The organism is Tolypothrix sp. FACHB-123 (assembly GCF_014697075.1).
GTDB lineage: Bacteria > Cyanobacteriota > Cyanobacteriia > Cyanobacteriales > Nostocaceae > Aulosira.
Map to the genome: position 1 here is coordinate 79,035 of NZ_JACJRE010000002.1, position 21,521 is coordinate 100,555.

Genomic DNA, 21,521 nt, shown 5'->3' on the forward strand with positions numbered 1-21,521 from the left:
CACAGAATAATCTATTAATTACATAATATTTGCTAACAATCTGGTAACAAAGTTTGTATACTCTGGCGAATTTAATCCAGCTTTTAAAGCAGTCATTACATGAGACATATTGCCTGCTATTAATGCGGAAATTGCTAGCCATAAACCAGGCATAACTTGACTGCGTAAAATGCCATCTTCATTTGGTTTCAAAGGTACATATTCATTTTTGCTCAAATGAAACCAATCTAGCCTATTGTCTAATATATACCACACGATATATTCTTGAATACCATTGCGTCGATAAACCTTTTCTTTATTATGTAAATTATCAGATTCACTATTAGCAGCAATTTCTACAACTAATTCTGGTGCACCTTCTATATAGTCATCTTCTGTTAATTGTGATTTACCGCCTAAGTTTTGGTTGATAAACAAAACTGCATCTGGTTGCGGTTCATTATCTTGGTCTAATCTTACCTTTGGTTCAGTTCCTAATTTGATACCTGGGGTAGCAATGCGATAATTCCATAACCAATCTATTAAATTAGTCTGTGCTTCTACATAGCTCAGAAAACTGAGAGGAGATTCTAAGTATACGACTCCTTCAATTAATTCAGCTTTCTTATGTTTAGGCATAGTTTGATAACGACGCTCAAATTCACAGCGTGATAATCTCTCACCGTTTTCCAAAGGTAGAATTAAATCAGAAATTTCATAAATATCTGATTGCATGGGTTGTTGTGTCACCATATAGCATCACTCAAAGTATTGTGGATTAGTCAATGGTCAGTTGTTAGAGACGCGATTAATCGCATCTGTACAGTGGTTATTGACCTCCTGATGTTGCTTCTTTTGCTTCATAAGCAATACTTTGTTAGATTTATTCATCAATAAATAAGGGAATAAAGGTATATAAAGGTAATTATTATCAATAACAATGAATATTATTTATAGTCTCTTAAACAATGCCCCATACCTTAATTACAAATTATTCAGCAACCAAGTTATGGCATCTTCAATATTCGTTACTTGCTCGCTTGGTGGTACTGGAGGACGGTTTACCATGACGACTTTTACACCTAGTTCTCGCGCGGCTATAATTTTGGCATAAGTAGCATCACCACCGCTATTTTTGCTGACAATGCTATCAATTTGGTGCTGAATCAAAATTTCTCGCTCATTATCTAAGGCAAAGGGGCCGCGATCGCACAATATTAAACCAGGCGGTACCAAGGTATCAGGGCTAGGCGGATCTATCACCCGCATTAAAAACCAAATATTATCTAGATAGGCAAAAGCGCTAATTTCTTGCCTACCAACGGTTAAAAACACCCGTTTTGCTTGATTTTCCAAAGCTGCGGCGGCATCTGTAATATTCTCAACTTCAATCCAGCGATCGCCTTTTTGCTTTTCCCAAGGCGGACGATTAAATAGCAATCGGGGAATACCAACTTCCGCAGTAGCCGCAGCCGCATTCCAGGACATTTGATTAGCAAAGGGATGGGTAGCATCAATGACAAAATCAATCCTCATCTCTTGTAAATAGCTAACCAACCCCACCACCCCACCAAATCCGCCAATACGCACATTACCAGCCGGGACTGAAGGTTGACGAGTCCGACCGGCTAAAGATGCGATCGCCTCAATTCCTGGGATAGTAGCGACTCTTGCAAATATTTCAGCCGCATCACCTGTTCCACCCAAAATCAAAACACGTTTCACAATTGTTAGTTGTTTTTGGGCATGGGGCATTGGGCATTGGGCATTGATCATATAGTCCATAACTATTTATCTCCTTACCCCCTGCACCCTGCCCCCTGCCTCTTCCCTAGTCCCTAGCTTTTATAATCGGCGGAATTTTAGCCAAAATCCCCTTTTTCAGCGCTTCTGGTCGTTCTGACCAAGGTAGTAGCCCATCAGGCTTATTGTAGTATTTCTGGGCACATTCCAATACAGCAGAAGCACTATCATCAACTGCGAGATCGCCAAACAAATATGTAATTTTACCTTGTGCAGCAAAAGCAACAACACAAGAATGACTACAAGCACTCATGCATTCTACTTGCTGAATGGGAAATTTATCTCGTAATTCCCAATCTTCTGCTAAAATTTGCAGCTTTTTCAGTAATTTTTCGCCCCCACTTTCACCTACACGTTTGCTATCTTGCCAAACACTAGCGCAGGTTTTACAAACAAATAAAGTATGAGATGATACATCTAAATTACTATTTTGAGAATTATTGCTAGCAGTCATCCTTACCTCGTAGATGTATAGAAAAATAATTAAAATTCAGTAAAAATTGGGGAGAACAGGAACTCGTATACACGGAAAATAATCTATGACAACTGACTAATGACAGATGTCCTTACATCGGAAATAAAATTTAGTAATTTTCCGCAATTTTCACCAGGACGATGTTGTCTATCATTGTTTAATCTTTAACTAGACTGCGACCAAGCTCCTATAGTATTTCTTCCTATGGCTCCTAAACATCAAAAGATTAAATTCCCACTTTGGCATTATCTCAATCAACCTTTATTTAGCCGAGACAGTAAATTAATCTGGAATCCCCGAACTTTTGCTTCACTCTGGCGAATACAACTCCTAGAACGATGCTGGACGAAAGAATGTGATGCTAAGGGGCCTCAACAGCATTAGATGATTAATACCAAGGGTGCTAACTAAGCCTCGTCTAGGGTACGAGGCTTTTTACCATCTAGCAAAGCGCTGACGGTCATATCTCCCATCACATTAATTGCCGTCCGACACCGATCTAAGAACCAATCTACTGTAACTAATAAGGCTATATACTGCGTAGGCAAACCAACAGAAGTAAACACCAATGTCATTGTAACTAGTCCAGCATTAGGAATTCCCGCTGCGCCAACAGAGGCAAAAATAGACGTAAGCACAACTATTAATTGCTGTCCTAAATCTAAATGTTGTCCGATAACTTGGGAAATATATAATGCAGACATTGCCTCATAAAGGGCTGTACCATCATTATTAAAGTTGGCTCCAACTAATGCCCCTAAGGAAGCGGAAGATTCTCTTAAACCGAGTTTTGTTTGCAATACCTCAAAGGTAATTGGCATTGTTACTGTTGAGGAAGATGTGGAAAAAGCGGTAATAAAAGCATCGGAACCACCCATTAAAAATTTGATGGGATTCACCCAAGAACCTAATTTTACCCTGGTGAGATAGTAACAAGCTTGTAATACTAAAGCTACCAACACTGCCACAATAAATGCTGCTAAAGATTGAAAAGGCGCAAAACCTCTTTCCGCAACAGTTTTGGCGACAATTCCAAAAACCGCTAAAGGAACTAGGGCGATTACCCAGTTGAGAATACGGATTACTGCTTCAAATAAAATAGCAATGACATCTTCTATTGGTTGATAAGCGGTTTTTCCTTGGGCAATTTGTTCTGATTTTAAGGCTCGGAGGACAATGCCAAAAGAAAGGGCAATGACTATTAGTTGAATAACGTTATTATCGACTAGTGGCTTGAGGATGGCATCAGGTACAGCATCTTTGAATAAACCCCAAGGATCGACACTTTGACCAGTTACTTGTTCTGCGCCTGTTGGGGCGGCTAAAGTTCCCCAGCTACCAGGGTGCAAAACGTTGGCTACTAGCAAACCAATGAGAATGGCGACAGTGGTATTGGTTAACAGGAGAACTGCTAACCTTCTCCCAGCCGTACCGGGAATAGTGGTAGTCATGAAGGTGTGCAGTACTGCTACCAAAATTAGGGGCGTAGCTAGGGCGCGTAGGGCTTTAAGTACCAATTCGGCGGGAATTGCTAGATTAGTGATGAAAGTGGCGTTTTCTGGGCTGGGATTCCCCGCACCAAGGGCGATTCCTAAGCTGACAGCAAGCAATAAGGCGATCGCAATTTGTAATGTCAGAGGGATACGCAGCCACCAAGGACGGGTTTTCGTTTCCAATGAAGTAATGGTATCTGGTTCACTCATTGATCGATAGGGGCTAACTCAACAGTTGTATTTATTTAAACATCTCTTGCGGAAGTGAAAATTACGCAAACGGGTTAATCTAAGATCCCGTTGCTTTCTTTGCAAAATCCTGCTCAAAGGGGTATGTCATGGTCATGCCCCCAGAGTTATCGTTGGCTTGTGGTTGGAGATTAATATGTCCTTTGTCCCTTTGCATATTCACAGTGACTACAGCTTACTTGATGGGGCGAGTCAGCTACCAGAGTTGGTGGATCGAGCGATCGCCTTGGGGATGAAAGCGATCGCCCTCACCGATCACGGCGTCATGTACGGTGCGGTAGAACTGATCAAAATTTGCCGCAGTAAGAACATTAAGCCAATTCTTGGCAACGAAATGTACATCATCAATGGCGATATTGAAAAGCAAGAACGCCGCCCCCGTTATCATCAAGTTGTCTTAGCTAAAAATACAAAAGGCTACAAAAATTTAGTCAAATTAACTACTATTTCCCATCTCAAAGGTGTACAAGGAAAAGGTATTTTTTCTCGTCCTTGCATCAATAAAGAATTATTAAAAGAATATCATGAAGGCTTAATCGTTACTAGTGCTTGTTTGGGTGGAGAAGTTCCTCAAGCAATTCTCAGTGGTAGACCAGATGCAGCCCGAAAAGTTGCTAAATGGTATAAAGATGTCTTTGGTGATGATTATTATTTAGAAATTCAAGACCACGGTTCCCAAGAAGATAGAATCGTGAATGTTGAAATTATTAAAATCGCGAAAGAATTAGGGATTAAATTTGTTGCTACCAATGATTCTCATTACATTTCTTGCTTTGATGTAGAAGCGCACGATGCTTTGCTTTGTATTCAAACAGGCAAGCTAATTAGTGAAGATAATCGAATGCGTTATAGCGGCACAGAATATCTCAAATCTGCCGAAGAAATGAAGCTGCTATTTCGCGATCATTTACCGGATGATGTGATTACTGAAGCTATAGCCACTACTGAAGAAGTAGCCGATAAAGTCGAGCCTTACCAAATTATGGGTGAGCCGCAAATCCCTACACCTCCCATTCCCTCTGGACATACTGCGGATACTTATGCTGAAGAAGTTGCATGGAACGGACTTTTAGAAAGATTAAATCGTAAATCCCGCAATGAGGTTGATTCTACCTATAAAGAAAGGTTGGAATACGAACTCAAAATGATTCAACAAATGGGTTTTTCCAAATACTTTCTAGTTGTCTGGGATTACATCAAATTTGCTAGAGATAACAATATTCCTGTGGGGCCAGGCCGCGGTTCAGCGGCGGGTTCTTTAGTGGCTTATGCGATGCGGATTACTAACATTGATCCTGTGCATCATGGTCTACTATTTGAGCGATTTTTAAACCCAGAACGGAAATCCATGCCTGATATTGATACGGATTTCTGCATTGAACAAAGAGATAAAGTCATTGAATATGTCACTGAAAAATATGGTACTGATAAAGTTGCCCAAATTATTACCTTTAACCGTTTGACTTCCAAAGCAGTATTAAAAGATGTTGCTAGGGTATTAAATATTCCCTATGGGGAATCCGATAAAATGGCAAAATTAATTCCGGTGGTGCGGGGGAAACCAACTAAGTTAAAAGTGATGATTTCTGATGACACCCCAGAACCAGAATTTAAAGCCAGATATGATAATGAACCCCATGTTCGTCATTGGGTTGATATGGCGATGCGCATTGAAGGAACTAACAAAACCTTTGGCGTTCATGCAGCAGGTGTAGTCATTTCTGCCGATCCTCTTGATGAAATTGTACCGTTACAAAGAAATAATGATGGTTCCGTGATTACCCAATATTTCATGGAAGATTTGGAATCAATGGGACTGTTAAAAATGGACTTTTTGGGGTTACGGAACCTCACTTTAATTCAAAAAACTTTAGATTTAATTGAACAAACTAAAGGTTATCGTGTAGACCCTGATGAAATTACAGGTCAAGAAAGAAAGGCGCAGAAGATATTAGCCAAAGGAGAACATACCACTTTACCAAAAGATGTGAAAAAGGCTTATGAATTATTAGAGGCTGGGGAATTAGAAGGAGTATTTCAGTTAGAATCTTCGGGGATGAAGCAGATAGTACGAGATTTAAAGCCTTCTAATATTGAAGATATTTCCTCAATTTTGGCACTTTATCGCCCAGGCCCTTTAGATGCAGGATTGATTCCTAAGTTTATTAATCGCAAACATGGCCGCGAAGAAATCGCCTATGAAACGGAGATTTTAGAGCCAATATTAAATGAAACCTATGGAATCATGGTGTATCAAGAGCAAATTATGAAAATTGCTCAAGATATGGCTGGTTATTCCTTAGGACAAGCTGACTTATTGCGTCGCGCGATGGGTAAAAAGAAAGTTTCTGAGATGCAAAAGCAGCAGGAAAAGTTTATTGATGGTGCGACTAAAAACGGCGTTAAAAAGCAAGTAGCTGAAAAGTTATTTGACGATATGTTGAAGTTTGCCGAATATTGTTTAAGCTACGATACGCCAGTTTTAACAGTAGAATATGGCTTAATTCCGATTGGGGAAATTGTTGAGAAACAGTTGGAATGTAGGGTATATAGTATTGATGCAAATGGAAATGTATATACCCAACCGATAGCACAGTGGCATAATCGTGGTCAACAAGAAGTATTTGAATATTGTTTAGAAGATGGTTCGATTATTCGAGCGACAAAAGACCATAAATTTATGACGACTGATGGGAAGATGTTACCAGTTGATGAAATCTTTGAGCGGGGGTTGGATTTGTTACAAGTTCCGCAATTACCAGGATGTTAAAAATTCAAAATTCAAAATTCAAAAATAATTAATGTTTGGATGCTTAAAGTAAGAAAAATCAGTCATGAGTTTCTTATTTTAGTTCCTGCTATAAAGTCTTAGTCATAGCTGTGAAATTTTGGAATTTGTACGATTTTCCCGTTGCGGTACAGTGACCTCAATTTATTCCAATTTCCACAGTTTCCTTGTGTGCGTTGAATTTTTGTGAAAGAATTAATGAATCAACACAATTAAAATTAAATAAAGCAATTTCAGTAGCTGTAAAAAATATTTACAGTCATTGCGTCAAGCGTAAAGCCTCTGGCTTTGCTTTCCTGATGATACAGTTTCTCCTAGAGAAGCCATGTCCGAAGGAATTGAGGAAGCTTACTGCTAAGCGTTATCCGTACTCCTATGGAGAAGCAAATGATGCGTAGCATTCCTCAGGAAAAAAGTAAGCTTTCTTGATAATGACATGATGTAATGAATTCTGCCCAAGTGCTTATACCAGTGTGAAAAGAATGCGACAAATACATGAATTAGGAGTGCAAAGTTTTGCGCCCCTAGAAATAATGGATATGTAGTAAAGATTTTTAAATTGGTATTACTAGTCAGAGTCTTACCCAGAAATTAAAAAATGGGTAAGACTCTAACTTCTTGGGCGAGTTAGAAGCAGCACTAAGGAAATGCTTATTAACTTCAATACCTAACAGATCCAAACAATCATGGCTAACATTTTATCCAATAGTTCACAATTCTCCTCAGATAGCCCTAATTCTATTATCCGGAGAATAGAGCCTAGTTCTAAGTTTTACTCTATCTTCTCTAAAAAAGAGGTTCTAGAGTTAATTCAGGCATTAGAAATTGGCAGAGAAATTCCTTTAAAATATTCTTATAAAGGTAGAGGTGGAAGAATTTGGAGTAATTTTTATCAAAAATATCTTATGATTCGATGGTATCGAACATCAAATGTAGAGATTGATTTATTAAATAAAAATTTTGATTATATTAACGGCAATCATCAAAATTGTACTAAGGTCAATATTATTGATATAGGTGCAGGTAATTCCTATCCAGTTAAAAAATTTATTAATCAACTTTATAAATTAGATAGAATTAATCAATATATTGCTTTGGATATTAGTAAAGAACTCTTGACTTTATCAAAATCCAACTTTACTACATGGTTTCCATTAATTAAATTTAATAGTGACACAATTGATATAGAAACTAGTACTGTTCCCACAGAGCTTTGGCAAAATTCAAATTCTGAAGTTGCTCAAGATTTTGCAAATATATTTTTACATTTAGGTGTGACTATAGGAAATCATCGAGACAGGATTAGAGTTTTGCAAAACTTTAGAAAGAGCATGAAAAAAAACGATTTTCTTGTGTTCAATAACGAAACTGGTTCTAATTCTACATGGGATGGTCAAGCCAGAGGTGGGTGTAAATATCATGTAGAAGAAATCTATGCATGGATTAAAAATAAAGTAGGAATTAGTGCTGAAGATTGCGAACTTGTAAGAAAGTATGATTTAAAAACCGATAGTATCATTGCCAATATCAAATTTAATCAAAATTACACTGTAGTTTTTAACAATTTAGGAATTGATAAGAATTTAGAAATTTTAAAAGACGAAGAAATTACTATTTGGAGGCATCATAAATATGAGATGCAAGAAATTCTCCAAGAACTAGAAAAAGCCGGATTACAACTTGTTCACTATAGTTATAATAAATACTTTTCACATATTATAGTTATTTGTAAAATTGCTTGTTGATACCAATTCTATGTAAAGACTGCATATTAACGCCCGTATAAATATACATAGGTATACAACAGTTTGAACAAGGTCAGTATGCTGAGGCTTTAAAGTCTTACTAACAAGCTTTAGCAATTGTGCGGGAAATTAAATATAGTCAAGCTGAAGCGGTAATTTTAAACGAAATGAGTGCTGGTTAGCGCAAATTAGCCCATTATCCCAAAGCAACAGAAATTTTAGAACAAGCTTTAATAATTATCAAAGAAACAGGCGATCGCGCTGGAACAGCTATAATTGGTATGAGTAATAGATAATTACAAACATTGCCCATTACTCATCACCAATTAAGGACAAATTTAAATCTCAGCTATAGCACGTTCAATTAAACGACGCGCTAAAGTCTGTGTACCAGTATGTTCATAGTAATTGGTTGCTACATCCAAAAATGCTGCTAGATAATCCAATTTACTATCAGAAAATTCAACGAAATTTTGCAAATGACTGGTCACTTTCTGGGGTGTGAGATTATTAGAGGTAACGAGATTACTCATCCAACCCTTGACTGAATCAAAGCTTTCACCGATGAAATTCAGTTTACTGCCAGCATTGTTACCAGGAATCACATCTTTAATCCCTTGAAAAGTGGTGTTCTGTTCTAACTCCTGCGGACTTGTTTGATTTAATCCAGATATAGCTTTGCCAATAAAATCAGGCCCTAAAGGAATTAAACCATCAACGCAGACTAAAGCCACCAGGCGAATCAAAGATTCACCACTATACTCGCCCAAAGAAGCAACAAAATCGCCAATACTGTCTCCAGGAATACCGTTAATTTGACAGAAGGCTACCAATTCCGCAACTAATTTTAAAGTCAAGTCAATAGTTTGAGCTTTGTCAGGTTTGGGAGTGACATTGTTCAAAAAACCTAACAAAGGAATCTTCTCGCCCACCTTATTTGCTAAAGCTGCTGCACCCAGAAGTTTATCTGTATTATCAACAGTTTGATATAACCACAAAGCAGTTTGATAGCCTTGAGATTTATCATTAAAAAGATAAATTGCTCGTTCGCCAATTTGTTGAATTAAACCTTCATCAGTTTCGCCTGTGACAGTCTTAATCGTGTTGACAAAGCCTACAGTATTTTGCCACTCACCTGGAGCCACAAAATCAAGAGCGTTCAACATATTCACAGTCAATCCACTTGTTGGTAGTTCATCCACCAACTGAAAAATTGATTTACTCAAAACAATCTCCTTATTGTGATGTAGTGATTTTTATTTCTGTATTGCGGCTTATTTGAGTTTCGCTAGACCATCAAGATTGAACTTCTCAATCCAAGCTTCCCTATCTGCTGATGTAAATGCTGGGTCTTTAGAAATCACCTTCACTTGGTACTTACCCACTAAAATCGAAGTTTGCGTATTTCCCAGTTGGACTGCGGGATAACCGCCAACTTTTTTGGTGCTGTTGGAGAATTTTGCTGCCGCACCAGGAATGCTAGTAGTATCAGAAATAGCTAGTTGGGCTACAACTTTGCCACCCTGTTTCAAGTTAGCTTCCGAAAAGCCTTTTTTCTCTTGAGTATAGACACGTTGGTAGCCATCTCCCTCATCTGGGAAGAATTTGTTTAATTTGCTACCTTGAGTCGCATCTTTAGCAACTGCTTGACCGCTTTTTTGCCGACTGCTTTCTTGCTGTACCTGGTCAAAACGTCCTGGTGTTTTTGGCGTACATGCTGTAGTCAGTAATAATACTGAAATTAGTACAGCCGCTAAAATTCTCCGCCCACGGGGGAAAGTCATGTTTAGCTTCTCCTTATGCTTGTGCTTTGAGGCAATTATCAGCGCTTGTCTGGTTTTTAGCCAGAAAATTTATTTTTTGATAACTATTGGTGAGTATTGAGTATTACAGCCAATGAAAAAAGATGTAAGGAACGAATGAGGAAGAAATAAGTGATGAGCAGAAATTTTTCCGAAATTCGCGGATATTTTGTTGATATCAACTATGTAACGGCAAAGAGTACATCTACAGGTGATTTAAATGTATTTTTTAACTTTTTCCCTCCATTTCGATAGAGAACCTGGCTTAGATCAGGGTCGTTTATGTTTGCGTCATTTGGAAAAAGGGACTTTACAAATTTGGGAGGCTACGTCAGCTACAGATAAAAAGCAATACAAAGAGAATTTTCATGAAAAAGGAGGGTTTATACCACCTGAGTATAGAGTACCAGGTCTCAAATCTTGGACTGTGAATACCAAACCTATCTCAATGCCAGATATCCCAGGTGTTGCTGGAAACTTTTATAAAATTGATCCATACGAAGTCAAGACAGATCAAGGCGGTAGCAGAGGCGATTTTGGTATTCATAAAGATGCTAATGTTCCTGGCTCAATGGGATGCATTGTTATGAGTCCCGAACGCTTCCAGAAATTTGAAAAAGAAATGACCGAACTAGCTAAAGATGGTGTAACTTCATTACCACTATTTGTGACTTACAGCTAGAAACAATATATTTTTTGACAATCACCCGCTAACCGCGTTGAGCGTTAATCGTCAACGCTCAACAGTCAACAGTTAACAGATCTTATTAGTAGTTATGCAATTTCAACGCCCATTAGCTTACTATTTTGCTTGAGTCCGATAAGCTATGACAGCATAAAACGGATCTCCCCCTGGTGCGCCCAACCATTGCAGAATATTAGGCATGGTTGATTTATGGACAATAACTTCTGGGGTAGAAAATCCCGGTACTGAAGCAAAGTAACTTTTCACTAGTTCCACTCTGCTGTCTTCTGTACCATCTCGCCAAGCTTGAATTGCTTTTTGATAAAACATCCGGTTAGAAAAGCTCATAATCGCTACACCACCGGGTTTGAGGATGCGGTGAATTTCCGAAAAGGCTGCTTCTGGATACTGGATGTATTGGACAGAAACACAATTGAGAACCGCGTCAAAATCTCCATCTGGCAATGGTAGTTGGGGGTTATCGTTGAGATTCTGCACAAAATAATGATTTAATTGGGGATTACGTGCCAACTCTTCAGCATTTAATCCATGTCCTTCAACGTGGGAAAACTGCATTTCTGGCGGCAGATGGGATACCCAACTACTCATCATATCTAAGATGCGTGTGTTAGGTTTAAGTCGCTGACGATAGATATCTGTTAGCTGTTTAATAAACCCTTCATCAACATGAGTAACAAATCGAGGATAATTATAAAACAAATTGTCATTTGTGTCATCTAGCTTCAAGCGTTGATCTGGTCGCAAAATCATAACTTAAATCTTTATTTGGGAGGATTTTTTGCCCAACTGAATAAATTTCAGTTAGGATTTAAATCTAGTGATTGGTATGCTGCTTTACATATTTTAAAGGCAGATTAACAATTAAATGAAGTTGAAATCACAACATTCAATTCGTACTAATTAATGTTGTACAAAAACCGAGTATTTCCGAGCATCTGGCGGTCTATCTATCTAGTGGGAGGATTGCCATATGTAAGTTTATTAATTTGGCTGCTGCCTTTACTATTGTGCAATTCTGGGCAAAACAGCCTGATGGCTCATGACGAGGGCTTTTATGCGGGTAGGGCCAGGCAGATGTTTGCATCTGGTGATTGGATAGCGCCTTGGGGTAGTGCCCATCATAAAACTCCTGGGTCTTATTGGTTAATTGCTAGTGCTTATAAGTTGTTGGGAATTAGTGAATTTAGCGCACGGCTTCCTAGTGCGATCGCCGGAATTCTTTGTTTATTCACTATTTATGAAATTGGCAAAATAATATTAAGTAAAAAAGTAGCATGGCTTACAGCTACTATTTTAAGTGTAGAATTTTTGTGGCTACAATCATGTCGCCTAGCCGCCCCTGATATTCCCACAATTTTATTGGTACTGGTAGCTATTTTAGCATTGCTAAAAGCAGAAATATCTCCGCAAAAAAGCTATTTTTGGCTGTTTATTGCGGGATTAAGTTTTAGTCTGGGATTTTTATTAAGAAGCTTTGTGATTTTTCTGCCAATGGTGGCTTTATTACCTTATTTAATAGGGGAACATCGCCGTCATCGTCATCTTTTCAACCCCATGCTTTATTTAGGCTTGGTTGTGGGTGTAATTCCTACATTAGCTTGGCTATGGTTGAGTTGGTTACGTTATGGTAGTGAAAGTTTTGGGCAATTATTGGGGTTTGTGGTAGAGCTAGGTTCGGATGATCGCAACCATAATGGATTTTTTTTCTATTTCTGGAATCTTCCTTTAAAATCCTTCCCTTGGTTCTTTTTCAGCCTCTTAGGCTTGGCTGTAGTTATCCGCCATCCTATCCCCCGCTACCAGTTAATTTTAGTTGGTTTTCCCTTAGTTTTACTCGCGGAACTGAGCATTTTCTCTACTCGTCTTTCTCACTATGCACTTTGTCTTTATCCTTTTATAGCTTTACTGGCGGCGGTGGCTTTGGATTGGCTGGGTAACATCTATCAGATGGGATTTATACACCAAGCTAAGTCTTTGAGGAGTCAGGCGAAAAATCATCTTCCCCGTAACCTGAGTTATGCCTTGGGAATTTTCAGTATTGTATTAATATTCACAGGGATATTAGCGCTGAATTACGGCGATTTTTATCTCCGTCAACGTGCAACTCTATGTTTAATTTTGGGATTAGGCTGGTTAATAGTACCTTTGATCTGGATTGCGCGTTACCACTTTGGACAAAAGTTTTTGACTGATAATTATTGGCTAGCGAGTTGGTTAATTCCTTGCTGGCTAACTTTAGCTATGGCTGGTAATTTAGGTTTTTTAGGTGATTACAATCCAAATTTTAAGGCTTTTTTCCAACAGCCAGCGATCGCCTCTATTCTCCAGACGCATCCGGTTTATTTTTCTCAAGTCGAAGATAAAAACTCTGTATTGCTGAATTTCTACACTCCCATACCTGCTGCTAGAGTAAGCGCTATTTCTCAAGTCCCAATTTTGAGCTATGCTTGGATATCTGCAAATAACCAGCAATTATCCACGCCTTATCGCGTTATTGCTACACTACAAGAGTACCAGCTGATTCAAGTCCTACCTTAAGGCGGATGGCACTCAGTTGTTGCAAACCAAAATTTAGTTAGTTAAAATAATAGTAAGCACACTAAATAATTATTTGCTATGGTGTCTATATCTAAGGATTCTGAAGTGTTAGAGTCGTGGCAGCAAGTTCTAGCACCATATAGCATTGGCTACAGAATTAAGCTACTCTCACAACTGCTGACTCGCAAGTTTACAGAAAAGCTAGAACCTTTCGGATTGACACCATTTCACTGGTTAGTATTGTGCTGCTTGTGGCAAGAAGATGGCTTACCGACTTCCAGCATTGGCGATAAACTCAAACAGGTGGGAGGGACTTTAACCGGCGTATTAGATCGGATGGAAGAACGGGGTTTAGTACGTCGCGAACGAGATGCTCACGATCGCCGTATCTGGAGAATTTGGCTAACCGATGGGGGTAAGGAATTAGAAAAAGTTTTACCACCCCTAGCCGCAGACTTGCGTGATGAAGCTATGTCTGGTATATCCGCTGCTGAGCGAGAATTGTTTTCACAGTTATTAAATCGGGCGATCGCAAATTTGGGTTGAGGGCCTAGTTGGGAGTATTATTCTTAGTAAAATTATCAACCTCTCTTTGTTTGGAAGAGAGGTTAGCAAAGAAGTCAAAATCCTATTCATCAACTCCCGTTTGTTTAGGCAGAGTGCTGCCGATACCACTCAATAGTATTCTTTAGCCCCTGCTGAAAGCTAACCTGAGCAGTAAAATTAAAAGCTTGCTTTGCCCGTTCCGTATCCAAACAACGGCGAGGTTGTCCATTAGGCTTATCTGTTTCCCAGACAATTTCACCTTTAAATTCCATCAGTTCACAAATCAGATTGATTAAATCGCGAATGGAGATTTCATAGCCTGTTCCTAAGTTCACCGGTGCAGCATCGTTATAGAACTGAGTACCCATGACAATTCCCCTAGCCGCATCTTCAGAATAGAGAAATTCACGGGTAGGACTACCATCACCCCAGACCGGAAGTTGCTTTTCTCCTTGAATTTGCGCTTCGTGAACTTTGCGAATTAGCGCCGGAATCACATGGGAACTTTTGGGGTCAAAGTTATCTTCAGGCCCGTATAAATTTACAGGTAAAAGATAAATACCATTAAAGTTGTACTGCTGGCGATAAGCTTCTAACTGGACTAAAAGCGCTTTTTTCGCAACTCCATAGGGTGCATTAGTTTCTTCAGGATAACCATTCCACAGGTCATCTTCTTTAAAGGGTACAGGGGTAAATTTCGGATAAGCGCAAATAGTCCCGACACAGACGAATTTTTCTACTCCAGCTTGATAAGCTGCATGGATGAGTTGAGTTCCCATGATCAAGTTGTCGTAGAACAACTCAGCTGGCTTTTCGCGATTGAGACCGATACCACCAACATGGGCGGCTAAGTGAATGACTATATCTTGCTGATCGACTACAAGTTGGCAATTTTCCCAGACGCGCAAGTCGCGATCGCGCGATCGCGGTACGGTGATTTTCTCGCGATCGGCTCCTGCTTGACAAAGCTGATCGATTACCTGACGACCTAGGAAACCCGATCCACCAGTTACGAGAATTCGCTTATTCTTTAGTTCTAAGGCAGTCATATTTTTATCCTCAGCCTTGGGCATTAAAAGTGGAGAGCGCCTAATTGTTGGCGAACAGTCGCAATATCTTCTAGCACGGAAGAACCACTACCATTGGCTGCGGTAACACCCAGTGCTTGTAAATCTGCTTCTACCATTAATGCTACCAATCCCTCAAAGCTTACCGATGGTGTCCAACCTAACTTTTGCCTTGCTTTAGTGGAATCGCCAATTAATAACTCTACTTCTGCCGGACGAAGATAGCGTTCATCAAACTCTACATAATCTTGCCAATTGAGATTCACATAACCAAATGCTAAATCCAAAAATTCCTTGACTGAATGGGTTTCACCAGTGGATATCACATAATCATCGGGTTGTTCTTGCTGTAACATCAGCCACATGGCTTTGACATAATCTTTGGCATAGCCCCAATCTCGCTTAGCATCAAGATTGCCCATGTAAATTTTTTTCTGTTTGCCCGCAACAATCTGCGCTACTGCTCTGGTAATTTTGCGTGTGACAAAAGTTTCACCACGGCGAGGCGATTCATGGTTAAACAAAATACCATTACAAGCAAATAAAGAATAAGATTCGCGATAATTTACTGTCTGCCAATGAGCATAAACTTTAGCACAAGCGTAGGGGCTGCGAGGATAAAAAGGCGTTGTCTCGCTTTGAGGTACTGCTTGAACTAAACCATACATTTCCGAAGAACCAGCTTGGTAAAACCGCACCTGAATACCAGTGCGTTGTTGGTAATCCCGAATTGCTTCTAGCAAACGTAGTGTACCCATCCCTACCGCATCTACGGTGTATTCTGGTGAGTCAAAGCTAACTCTCACATGAGATTGAGCACCGAGATTGTAAATTTCTACGGGCTTTACTTCTTCTAAAATTCTGCGTAGGGTTGTACCATCGGTCAAATCGCCATAGTGAAGAAACAACCGTACACCCTCTTTATGGGGGTCTTCGTACATGTGATCGATACGGTCGGTGTTAAAGGTAGAAGTGCGACGGATAATACCATGAACCTCATAACCTTGCTCTAGCAAAAACTCACTCAGATAAGAACCATCTTGACCAGTAATCCCGGTAATCAATGCTCGCTTCTGTTGCGTCATGCTTAGTTATTCCTTTGTGATCTTTTGGTAAAGAAGTTACAGTCTAACTGATACAAGCTAACAATTAATTAATCAATTGCCTAATGGGCAAGGTACCAATTTTAGCTAGTACTTAAAGCAAGTTAGTCAAATAATATACTCATAATATCCAATATTTTAAATCCTTTGAACAGAGGAAAATCAAAATTCTGAGATTTGACCCTTAAATGAGGAAAATCTTTACTAAAATTTCATATAATGCAGAATTATATTAAGCCTACATAAATTTTATTGAGAACTGAGATTTATATCACTGACAGGCTCAATAACGTCGAGGATTACCAATTATCAAGACAGCCATTCACGCCATACTTTGGCACAACCAAGAATAAAAATCTGTCTTTCCCATGCTAAATGCCTATTTTTTACCAAGACAGTCATGGGGTAAATTACACAATTGAAGGCATAAATATTTTACTGCTCCTACTCTCTACCTTATTTTCAAGCAAGTAGGAACAGCTAGTTGAAAAGAATTACAGGTTGAAAATATTTAGGCTAAACCTGCTTAGACATAATTTCTTTGTTTATAGCCTCAGTCCATAGTCTCAAATATTTGACTAATGACTCTTAGTAACAAGACAAGCAGCTTGATTCTTGTAAATTATTTATCTGGGGGCATTAACTGCCCCACAAAATCAACTCTGAAGTGTTTTTCAGTAAGCCCCGTTGTTTTTGGGTATAATTACAACATCAATAGTTTTCAAAATGATCCACAAATCGAGCCAGAAAGTCCTAAATTTTACATAGTGCAGGTCGATTTGGACTCTTCGCGGATAGGGAATATCATTACGTCCAGAAACTTGCCACAATCCAGTTATACCCGGACGGGTAGTTAAAATCCGATCGATGTGACAACCGTATTTGGGTAGTTCTTCTGCTACCAAGGGTCGCGGGCCGACAACACTCATGTCCCCTTTTAAGACATTCCAGAATTGAGGGAATTCATCTAAGCTAGTGATACGCAAAAACCGCCCAATTTTGGTAATTCGCGGGTCTTGTTTGAGCTTAAAGCTGCTTTCAAATTCTTGCCTCATCTGGGGGGAAGTTTCCATCATTTGTACGAGAATTTCATCGGCATTGCTCACCATTGTGCGAAATTTAATACAATTAAATGGTTTGTAGTTTTTCCCTACCCTTTCTTGGACATAAAAAATCGGGCCTTCTGAGCTTAAAGCAATCAGTAAGGCCAAGATTAAGTAAACAGGGAAAAATACAATCAAAACAAACAGCGAAAATACAATATCAAACAGTCGTTTGGCAAACTCTCCGTTTAAACCTTGAAAAGACAAACCTTTGGGTTTTAACCTAGGAGTCTTTCTTTGTTGACCGCGTTTTAAGAAAGTACGCGCAGATGCGTTAGCATCTTGCCGTAGGCCTCGCTTGCCGGAGAGGAGTGAGCTCTGGGCAGTCATCATACTCCTTAACAATCCACACCACACATAGTCCCAATCTTAAGCCTAAAAGGAGGCGCTTCTGGGTTTAAATTTCCAAAAGCTCACATAAAGAATTACACAAACCTTGGATCTAACTCCCAGGGTTGCTTTTTTTGCTGCACCGATCTACAAAATTTAGATAGCGCTCGGCAAATACCTGCCCAGAAAAGTTATGAGCGTGCGATCGCAAATACTCAGCATTAAAAGATCCTTGATACATTTCAAACTTTTCTACTGTCTCTACTAAAGCAGCCTCCGTTTGTGCTTTAAAGAAGATACCTGTTCCGGTATTGCCGCAAAGGCGAATATCTCGTACAGTTTCTAATGCTCCTCCTGCACCGTAGGCAATTACCGGAGTACCACAAGCTTGAGCCTCAACTAAAGCAATTCCAAAATCTTCACAAGCTGCGTACACAAATGCCTTGGCTTTTGCCATGTATTTTTTGACTACATCATCAGGTTGCCATCCCAGTATTTGTATATTAGAGTTTGCTATCTTCCGAAGGTATTTCATCTGCGGCCCCGTACCAATTACTACCAACTGTTTTTGCAGTTGATTAAAAGCTTTGATAATTAGGGATACTTGCTTGTAACTGACTAACCGGGAAACTATCAGATAAAAATCTTCTTTATCGGCCACAAAAGGCATAGCATCTACATCAACTGGTGGATAAATTACTTTTGCCGTGCGTCGATAGCAACGCCAAATTCGCCTCGCTGTATGCTTGGAGTTGGCAATAAAATAGTCAACACGATTGGCTGATAATACATCCCATTGGCGCAAGCGATGTAACAAATATCGCGTCATCCATCCAGGTAAACCACTCCCTAATTTGCTTTGTTGGAGATAATCAAAAGTTAAGTCCCAAGCATAACGCATAGGGCTATGACAATAACAAATATGTAATTGTTCAGGACTAGTAATCACACCTTTAGCGACAGCGTGAGATGAAGATAAAATCACGTCATACTGCCGTAAATCCAATTGTTCAATAGCCAACGCTAACAAAGGTAAGTATTTTTGTACACCATTGCGGGCAAAGGGAAAACCTTGGAGAAAAGTTGTGCCAATCTGACGCTGATATAAATAGCTTTCTGGATTGCAAGATTCAAAATCAATGAGTGCAAATAAGTCAGCATTTATATGATTCAGAATTTCACGTACAACTAGTTCTGAACCTCCAGTGGCTTTAGGTGTCAGCCATTCATGAATCAGAGCATATTTTAAGGGCACAGCTAACGTAAATAAATGGAAAATACAGCAATTTAAGTGATGAGGTTAACTGAAAACTTTCCCTTTTCAATTAAAGAATGGAAAGCAACCCAGGTGTTAATGAAGACGCTATTGTCCTAAAACAGGTTCCAGAGGAATGCTGCAACCTGATAACCTCAAATAGGGAGAACTAGGGACTAGGGATGAGGGAGTAGGGACTAGGGAATGAGGGATGAGGGATTAGGGAAGATAAAGCATTAATATTTTTTACACTACCCCCTAGCCCCTAGCCCCTAGCCTCTAGCCTCTAGCCTCTAACTTGTCCGCTAGCCCCTAGATGAATAACAGAGATTACAGGGGAATTTATGCGCATTTTGATGATGGGTGGGACTCGGTTCATTGGTGTTTACCTAACTCAACTGTTAATCGAACAAGGACATGAGGTGGTGCTGTTCAATCGTGGTAATCGTCCTGCACCTGGTTTACAGGGAGTAGGACAAATTATAGGCGATCGCACTGACGCTACTCAGTTAAAAGCAAAATTATCACAGGAAGAGTTTGATGTCATTTTTGACAATAATGGGCGAGAACTCAATGACACCCAACCGCTAGCAGAAATTTTTCAGGATCGGGTACAGCATTTTGTCTATATGAGTTCTGCTGGAGTATATCTTAAATCTGACCAAATGCCCCATGTAGAAGGCGATCCTGTCGATCCGAAAAGTCGCCATCGGGGTAAACATGAAACAGAAGCTTACCTAGCGCAAATCGGTATCCCCTTTACCTCCATTCGCCCCACTTACATTTACGGGCCGCGAAACTATAACGATTTGGAAGCTTGGTTTTTTGATCGAATTGTCCGCGATCGCCCAATTACCATCCCCGGTCATGGTTTGCACATCACCCAACTAGGTCATGTCAAAGACTTAGCCCAAGCTATGACTCAGGTTATCGGTAATCAGCAAGCCATCAGGCAAATTTATAATATTTCAGGCGATCGCTATGTCACTTTTGATGGGTTAGCCCGTGCTTGTGCGCAAGCTGCTGGTAAATCACCTGATGAAATCAAAATTGTTCATTACGATCCCAAAAAATTTGATTTCGGTAAACGCAAAGCTTTCCCTATGCGGACACAACATTTCTTTGCATCAGTCAATAAAGCTCAGACCGAATTAAGTTGGAAGCCTGAGTATGATTTGCTTTCTGGGCTAACTGATGCTTTTAATAATGATTATTTAGCATCTGGGCGAGACAAAGCTGAAATTGATTTTTCTGTGGATGAAGAGATTTTACAAGCCCAGAGTTAATAATTCAGAGTCCAGAGTTCAAAGTCAATAGTCCAAATTCAAAAAAACTATTGACTATTGACTCTTGAGCATTGATTATTGACCTTTGACATAAAATCTATCAACCAAATAATTACAGAAAATATGCAAACAATTTTGGTTACCGGAGGAGCCGGATTTATTGGCGCAAATTTTATTCTCCAGGCGAGAAAGGCGCAATGGGCTAATGTAATTAATTTAGATAAGCTAACTTACGCTAGTAATCTCCAAACTCTAGCAGAATTAGAAACTGACCCCAACTATCATTTTATTCAAGGCGACATTGGCAACTTTGAATTGCTCAATTATCTGCTAGAACAGTATCAACCGGATGCAATTATTAATTTTGCTGCAGAAAGTCATGTAGATAGGTCAATTTTGAGTCCCCATGACTTTATCCAAACTAACGTTGTCGGCACATTTCAGCTATTAGAAGCAAGTAGACTTTACTGGCAAAAACTATCATTGCCAAAACAACAGCAATTTCGCTTTTTACATGTATCTACAGATGAAGTATACGGCTCACTCCAACCCCAAGACCCAGCTTTTAGAGAAGATACTCCCTATGCACCTAACAGTCCCTACGCTGCATCTAAAGCCGCATCCGATCATTTTGTGAGAGCATACTATCACACCTATGGATTACCAACTTTAACTACCAATTGCTCAAACAATTACGGCCCTCGACAGTTCCCCGAAAAACTCATTCCTTTAACTATTCTCAACGCTTTAGATCGTCAACCATTACCTATATATGGGGATGGACAAAATATTCGCGATTGGCTGTATGTTATCGACCATTGCGAAGCTATTTATCTTGTTCTCCAACAAGGTAAAGTTGGGGAAACGTATAATATTGGTGGTCTTAATGAACAAGCTAATTTAACAGTTGTTGAAAAAATTTGTGCCATTTTAGATGAGTTAGCGCCTCAACCTAATTTCCATTACTCTGCTTTAATTAGTTTTGTTAAAGACCGTCCTGGACACGACCGAAGATATGCAATTGATTGTAGTAAAGTTTATCGGGACTTAGGCTGGGAACCTCAAGAAAATTTCGACAGTGGATTATTAAAAACTGTTCAATGGTATTTAAATAATTCTACTTGGGTTGCTCAAGTACGTTCAGGAGAATATAAAAACTGGCTAAAACAAAATTACGAAAATAGGAAAGCTTAGAAATTTAGCCCCTCTTAAAGTTTATAAATTTGTAATTTTCACGAATTACAAATGACCAA

The 21,521-nt window shown here is 39.3% G+C and carries 19 protein-coding genes; 8 read left to right on the top strand and 11 right to left on the bottom strand.

Features of this window, described 5'->3' with window-relative positions; all coding sequences use genetic code 11:
• Nucleotides 1–18 precede the first annotated feature (18 nt).
• The 3 genes from H6G41_RS01720 to H6G41_RS01730 all read right to left on the bottom strand — a co-directional run bounded on the left by H6G41_RS01720 (nt 19) and on the right by H6G41_RS01730 (nt 2,236).
• Nucleotides 19–732, bottom strand: a complete 714-nt coding sequence (locus H6G41_RS01720; RefSeq protein ID WP_190743033.1) for a Uma2 family endonuclease — start codon at nt 730–732, stop codon at nt 19–21.
• Between the two features lie 231 nt (nt 733–963).
• On the bottom strand, nt 964–1,734 hold the full coding sequence (locus tag H6G41_RS01725) for a cobalt-precorrin-6A reductase (protein ID WP_190743035.1): 771 nt from the start codon (nt 1,732–1,734) through the stop codon (nt 964–966).
• A gap of 76 nt (nt 1,735–1,810) precedes the next feature.
• A complete protein-coding gene (locus H6G41_RS01730; protein ID WP_190743037.1) occupies nt 1,811–2,236 on the bottom strand; it encodes a DUF1636 domain-containing protein in 426 nt (141 codons plus the stop codon).
• Nucleotides 2,237–2,461: 225 nt separating this feature from the next.
• Between H6G41_RS01730 and H6G41_RS01735 the strand changes: the two genes are divergently transcribed.
• The gene (locus tag H6G41_RS01735) at nt 2,462–2,641 is read left to right on the top strand and encodes a hypothetical protein (RefSeq protein ID WP_190743039.1); all 180 of its coding nucleotides are present in this window, start codon (nt 2,462–2,464) and stop codon (nt 2,639–2,641) included.
• Nucleotides 2,642–2,664: 23 nt separating this feature from the next.
• Here H6G41_RS01735 and H6G41_RS01740 read toward each other — a convergent pair whose 3' ends face one another.
• Nucleotides 2,665–3,960 carry a dicarboxylate/amino acid:cation symporter gene (locus H6G41_RS01740; protein WP_190743041.1) on the bottom strand — a complete coding sequence of 432 codons (1,296 nt, stop codon included), beginning with the start codon at nt 3,958–3,960 and terminating at the stop codon, nt 2,665–2,667.
• 175 nt (nt 3,961–4,135) lie between these two features.
• On the opposite strand from H6G41_RS01740, the gene H6G41_RS01745 reads away from it, so the two are divergent.
• Together H6G41_RS01745 and H6G41_RS01750 are read left to right on the top strand one after the other, a co-directional pair.
• Complete coding sequence (locus tag H6G41_RS01745; protein WP_190743043.1) at nt 4,136–6,769, top strand: DNA polymerase III subunit alpha; 2,634 nt, start codon at nt 4,136–4,138, stop codon at nt 6,767–6,769.
• 704 nt (nt 6,770–7,473) lie between these two features.
• Nucleotides 7,474–8,532, top strand: coding sequence for an L-histidine N(alpha)-methyltransferase (locus H6G41_RS01750; protein WP_190743045.1), 1,059 nt, complete (start codon nt 7,474–7,476; stop codon nt 8,530–8,532).
• 338 nt (nt 8,533–8,870) lie between these two features.
• On the opposite strand, the gene H6G41_RS01755 is transcribed toward H6G41_RS01750, so the two are convergent.
• Both H6G41_RS01755 and H6G41_RS01760 read right to left on the bottom strand, forming a co-directional pair.
• The gene (locus H6G41_RS01755; protein ID WP_190743047.1) at nt 8,871–9,758 is read right to left on the bottom strand and encodes a hypothetical protein; all 888 of its coding nucleotides are present in this window, start codon (nt 9,756–9,758) and stop codon (nt 8,871–8,873) included.
• Between the two features lie 48 nt (nt 9,759–9,806).
• Nucleotides 9,807–10,316, bottom strand: coding sequence for a hypothetical protein (locus tag H6G41_RS01760; protein ID WP_190743049.1), 510 nt, complete (start codon nt 10,314–10,316; stop codon nt 9,807–9,809).
• Nucleotides 10,317–10,554: 238 nt separating this feature from the next.
• Between H6G41_RS01760 and H6G41_RS01765 the strand changes: the two genes are divergently transcribed.
• On the top strand, nt 10,555–11,016 hold the full coding sequence (locus tag H6G41_RS01765) for a hypothetical protein (protein ID WP_190743051.1): 462 nt from the start codon (nt 10,555–10,557) through the stop codon (nt 11,014–11,016).
• A 120-nt stretch (nt 11,017–11,136) separates the two neighbouring features.
• On the opposite strand, the gene H6G41_RS01770 is transcribed toward H6G41_RS01765, so the two are convergent.
• On the bottom strand, nt 11,137–11,790 hold the full coding sequence (locus H6G41_RS01770) for a class I SAM-dependent methyltransferase (RefSeq protein ID WP_190743053.1): 654 nt from the start codon (nt 11,788–11,790) through the stop codon (nt 11,137–11,139).
• Nucleotides 11,791–11,943: 153 nt separating this feature from the next.
• Between H6G41_RS01770 and H6G41_RS01775 the strand changes: the two genes are divergently transcribed.
• A complete protein-coding gene (locus tag H6G41_RS01775) occupies nt 11,944–13,578 on the top strand; it encodes a glycosyltransferase family 39 protein (RefSeq protein WP_190743055.1) in 1,635 nt (544 codons plus the stop codon).
• A gap of 78 nt (nt 13,579–13,656) precedes the next feature.
• Complete coding sequence (locus H6G41_RS01780) at nt 13,657–14,124, top strand: MarR family winged helix-turn-helix transcriptional regulator (RefSeq protein WP_190743057.1); 468 nt, start codon at nt 13,657–13,659, stop codon at nt 14,122–14,124.
• A 104-nt stretch (nt 14,125–14,228) separates the two neighbouring features.
• On the opposite strand, the gene H6G41_RS01785 is transcribed toward H6G41_RS01780, so the two are convergent.
• From H6G41_RS01785 to H6G41_RS01800, 4 genes are all read right to left on the bottom strand, one after another.
• Nucleotides 14,229–15,173: a GDP-L-fucose synthase gene (locus H6G41_RS01785; RefSeq protein ID WP_190743061.1), complete on the bottom strand. Its 945-nt coding sequence runs from the start codon at nt 15,171–15,173 to the stop codon at nt 14,229–14,231.
• A gap of 23 nt (nt 15,174–15,196) precedes the next feature.
• Nucleotides 15,197–16,276, bottom strand: coding sequence for a GDP-mannose 4,6-dehydratase (gmd, locus tag H6G41_RS01790; RefSeq protein ID WP_190743063.1), 1,080 nt, complete (start codon nt 16,274–16,276; stop codon nt 15,197–15,199).
• Between the two features lie 692 nt (nt 16,277–16,968).
• Entirely contained in the window at nt 16,969–17,727 is a 759-nt protein-coding gene (locus tag H6G41_RS01795; protein ID WP_190743321.1) for a sugar transferase, read from the bottom strand.
• A 112-nt stretch (nt 17,728–17,839) separates the two neighbouring features.
• Nucleotides 17,840–18,982, bottom strand: a complete 1,143-nt coding sequence (locus H6G41_RS01800) for a glycosyltransferase (RefSeq protein ID WP_190743064.1) — start codon at nt 18,980–18,982, stop codon at nt 17,840–17,842.
• A gap of 344 nt (nt 18,983–19,326) precedes the next feature.
• Here H6G41_RS01800 and H6G41_RS01805 point away from each other — a divergent pair, with 344 nt between their 5' ends.
• A complete protein-coding gene (locus tag H6G41_RS01805) occupies nt 19,327–20,268 on the top strand; it encodes an NAD-dependent epimerase/dehydratase family protein (protein WP_190743066.1) in 942 nt (313 codons plus the stop codon).
• A gap of 123 nt (nt 20,269–20,391) precedes the next feature.
• Nucleotides 20,392–21,462, top strand: a complete 1,071-nt coding sequence (gene rfbB, locus H6G41_RS01810; RefSeq protein WP_190743068.1) for a dTDP-glucose 4,6-dehydratase — start codon at nt 20,392–20,394, stop codon at nt 21,460–21,462.
• Nucleotides 21,463–21,521 lie beyond the last annotated feature (59 nt).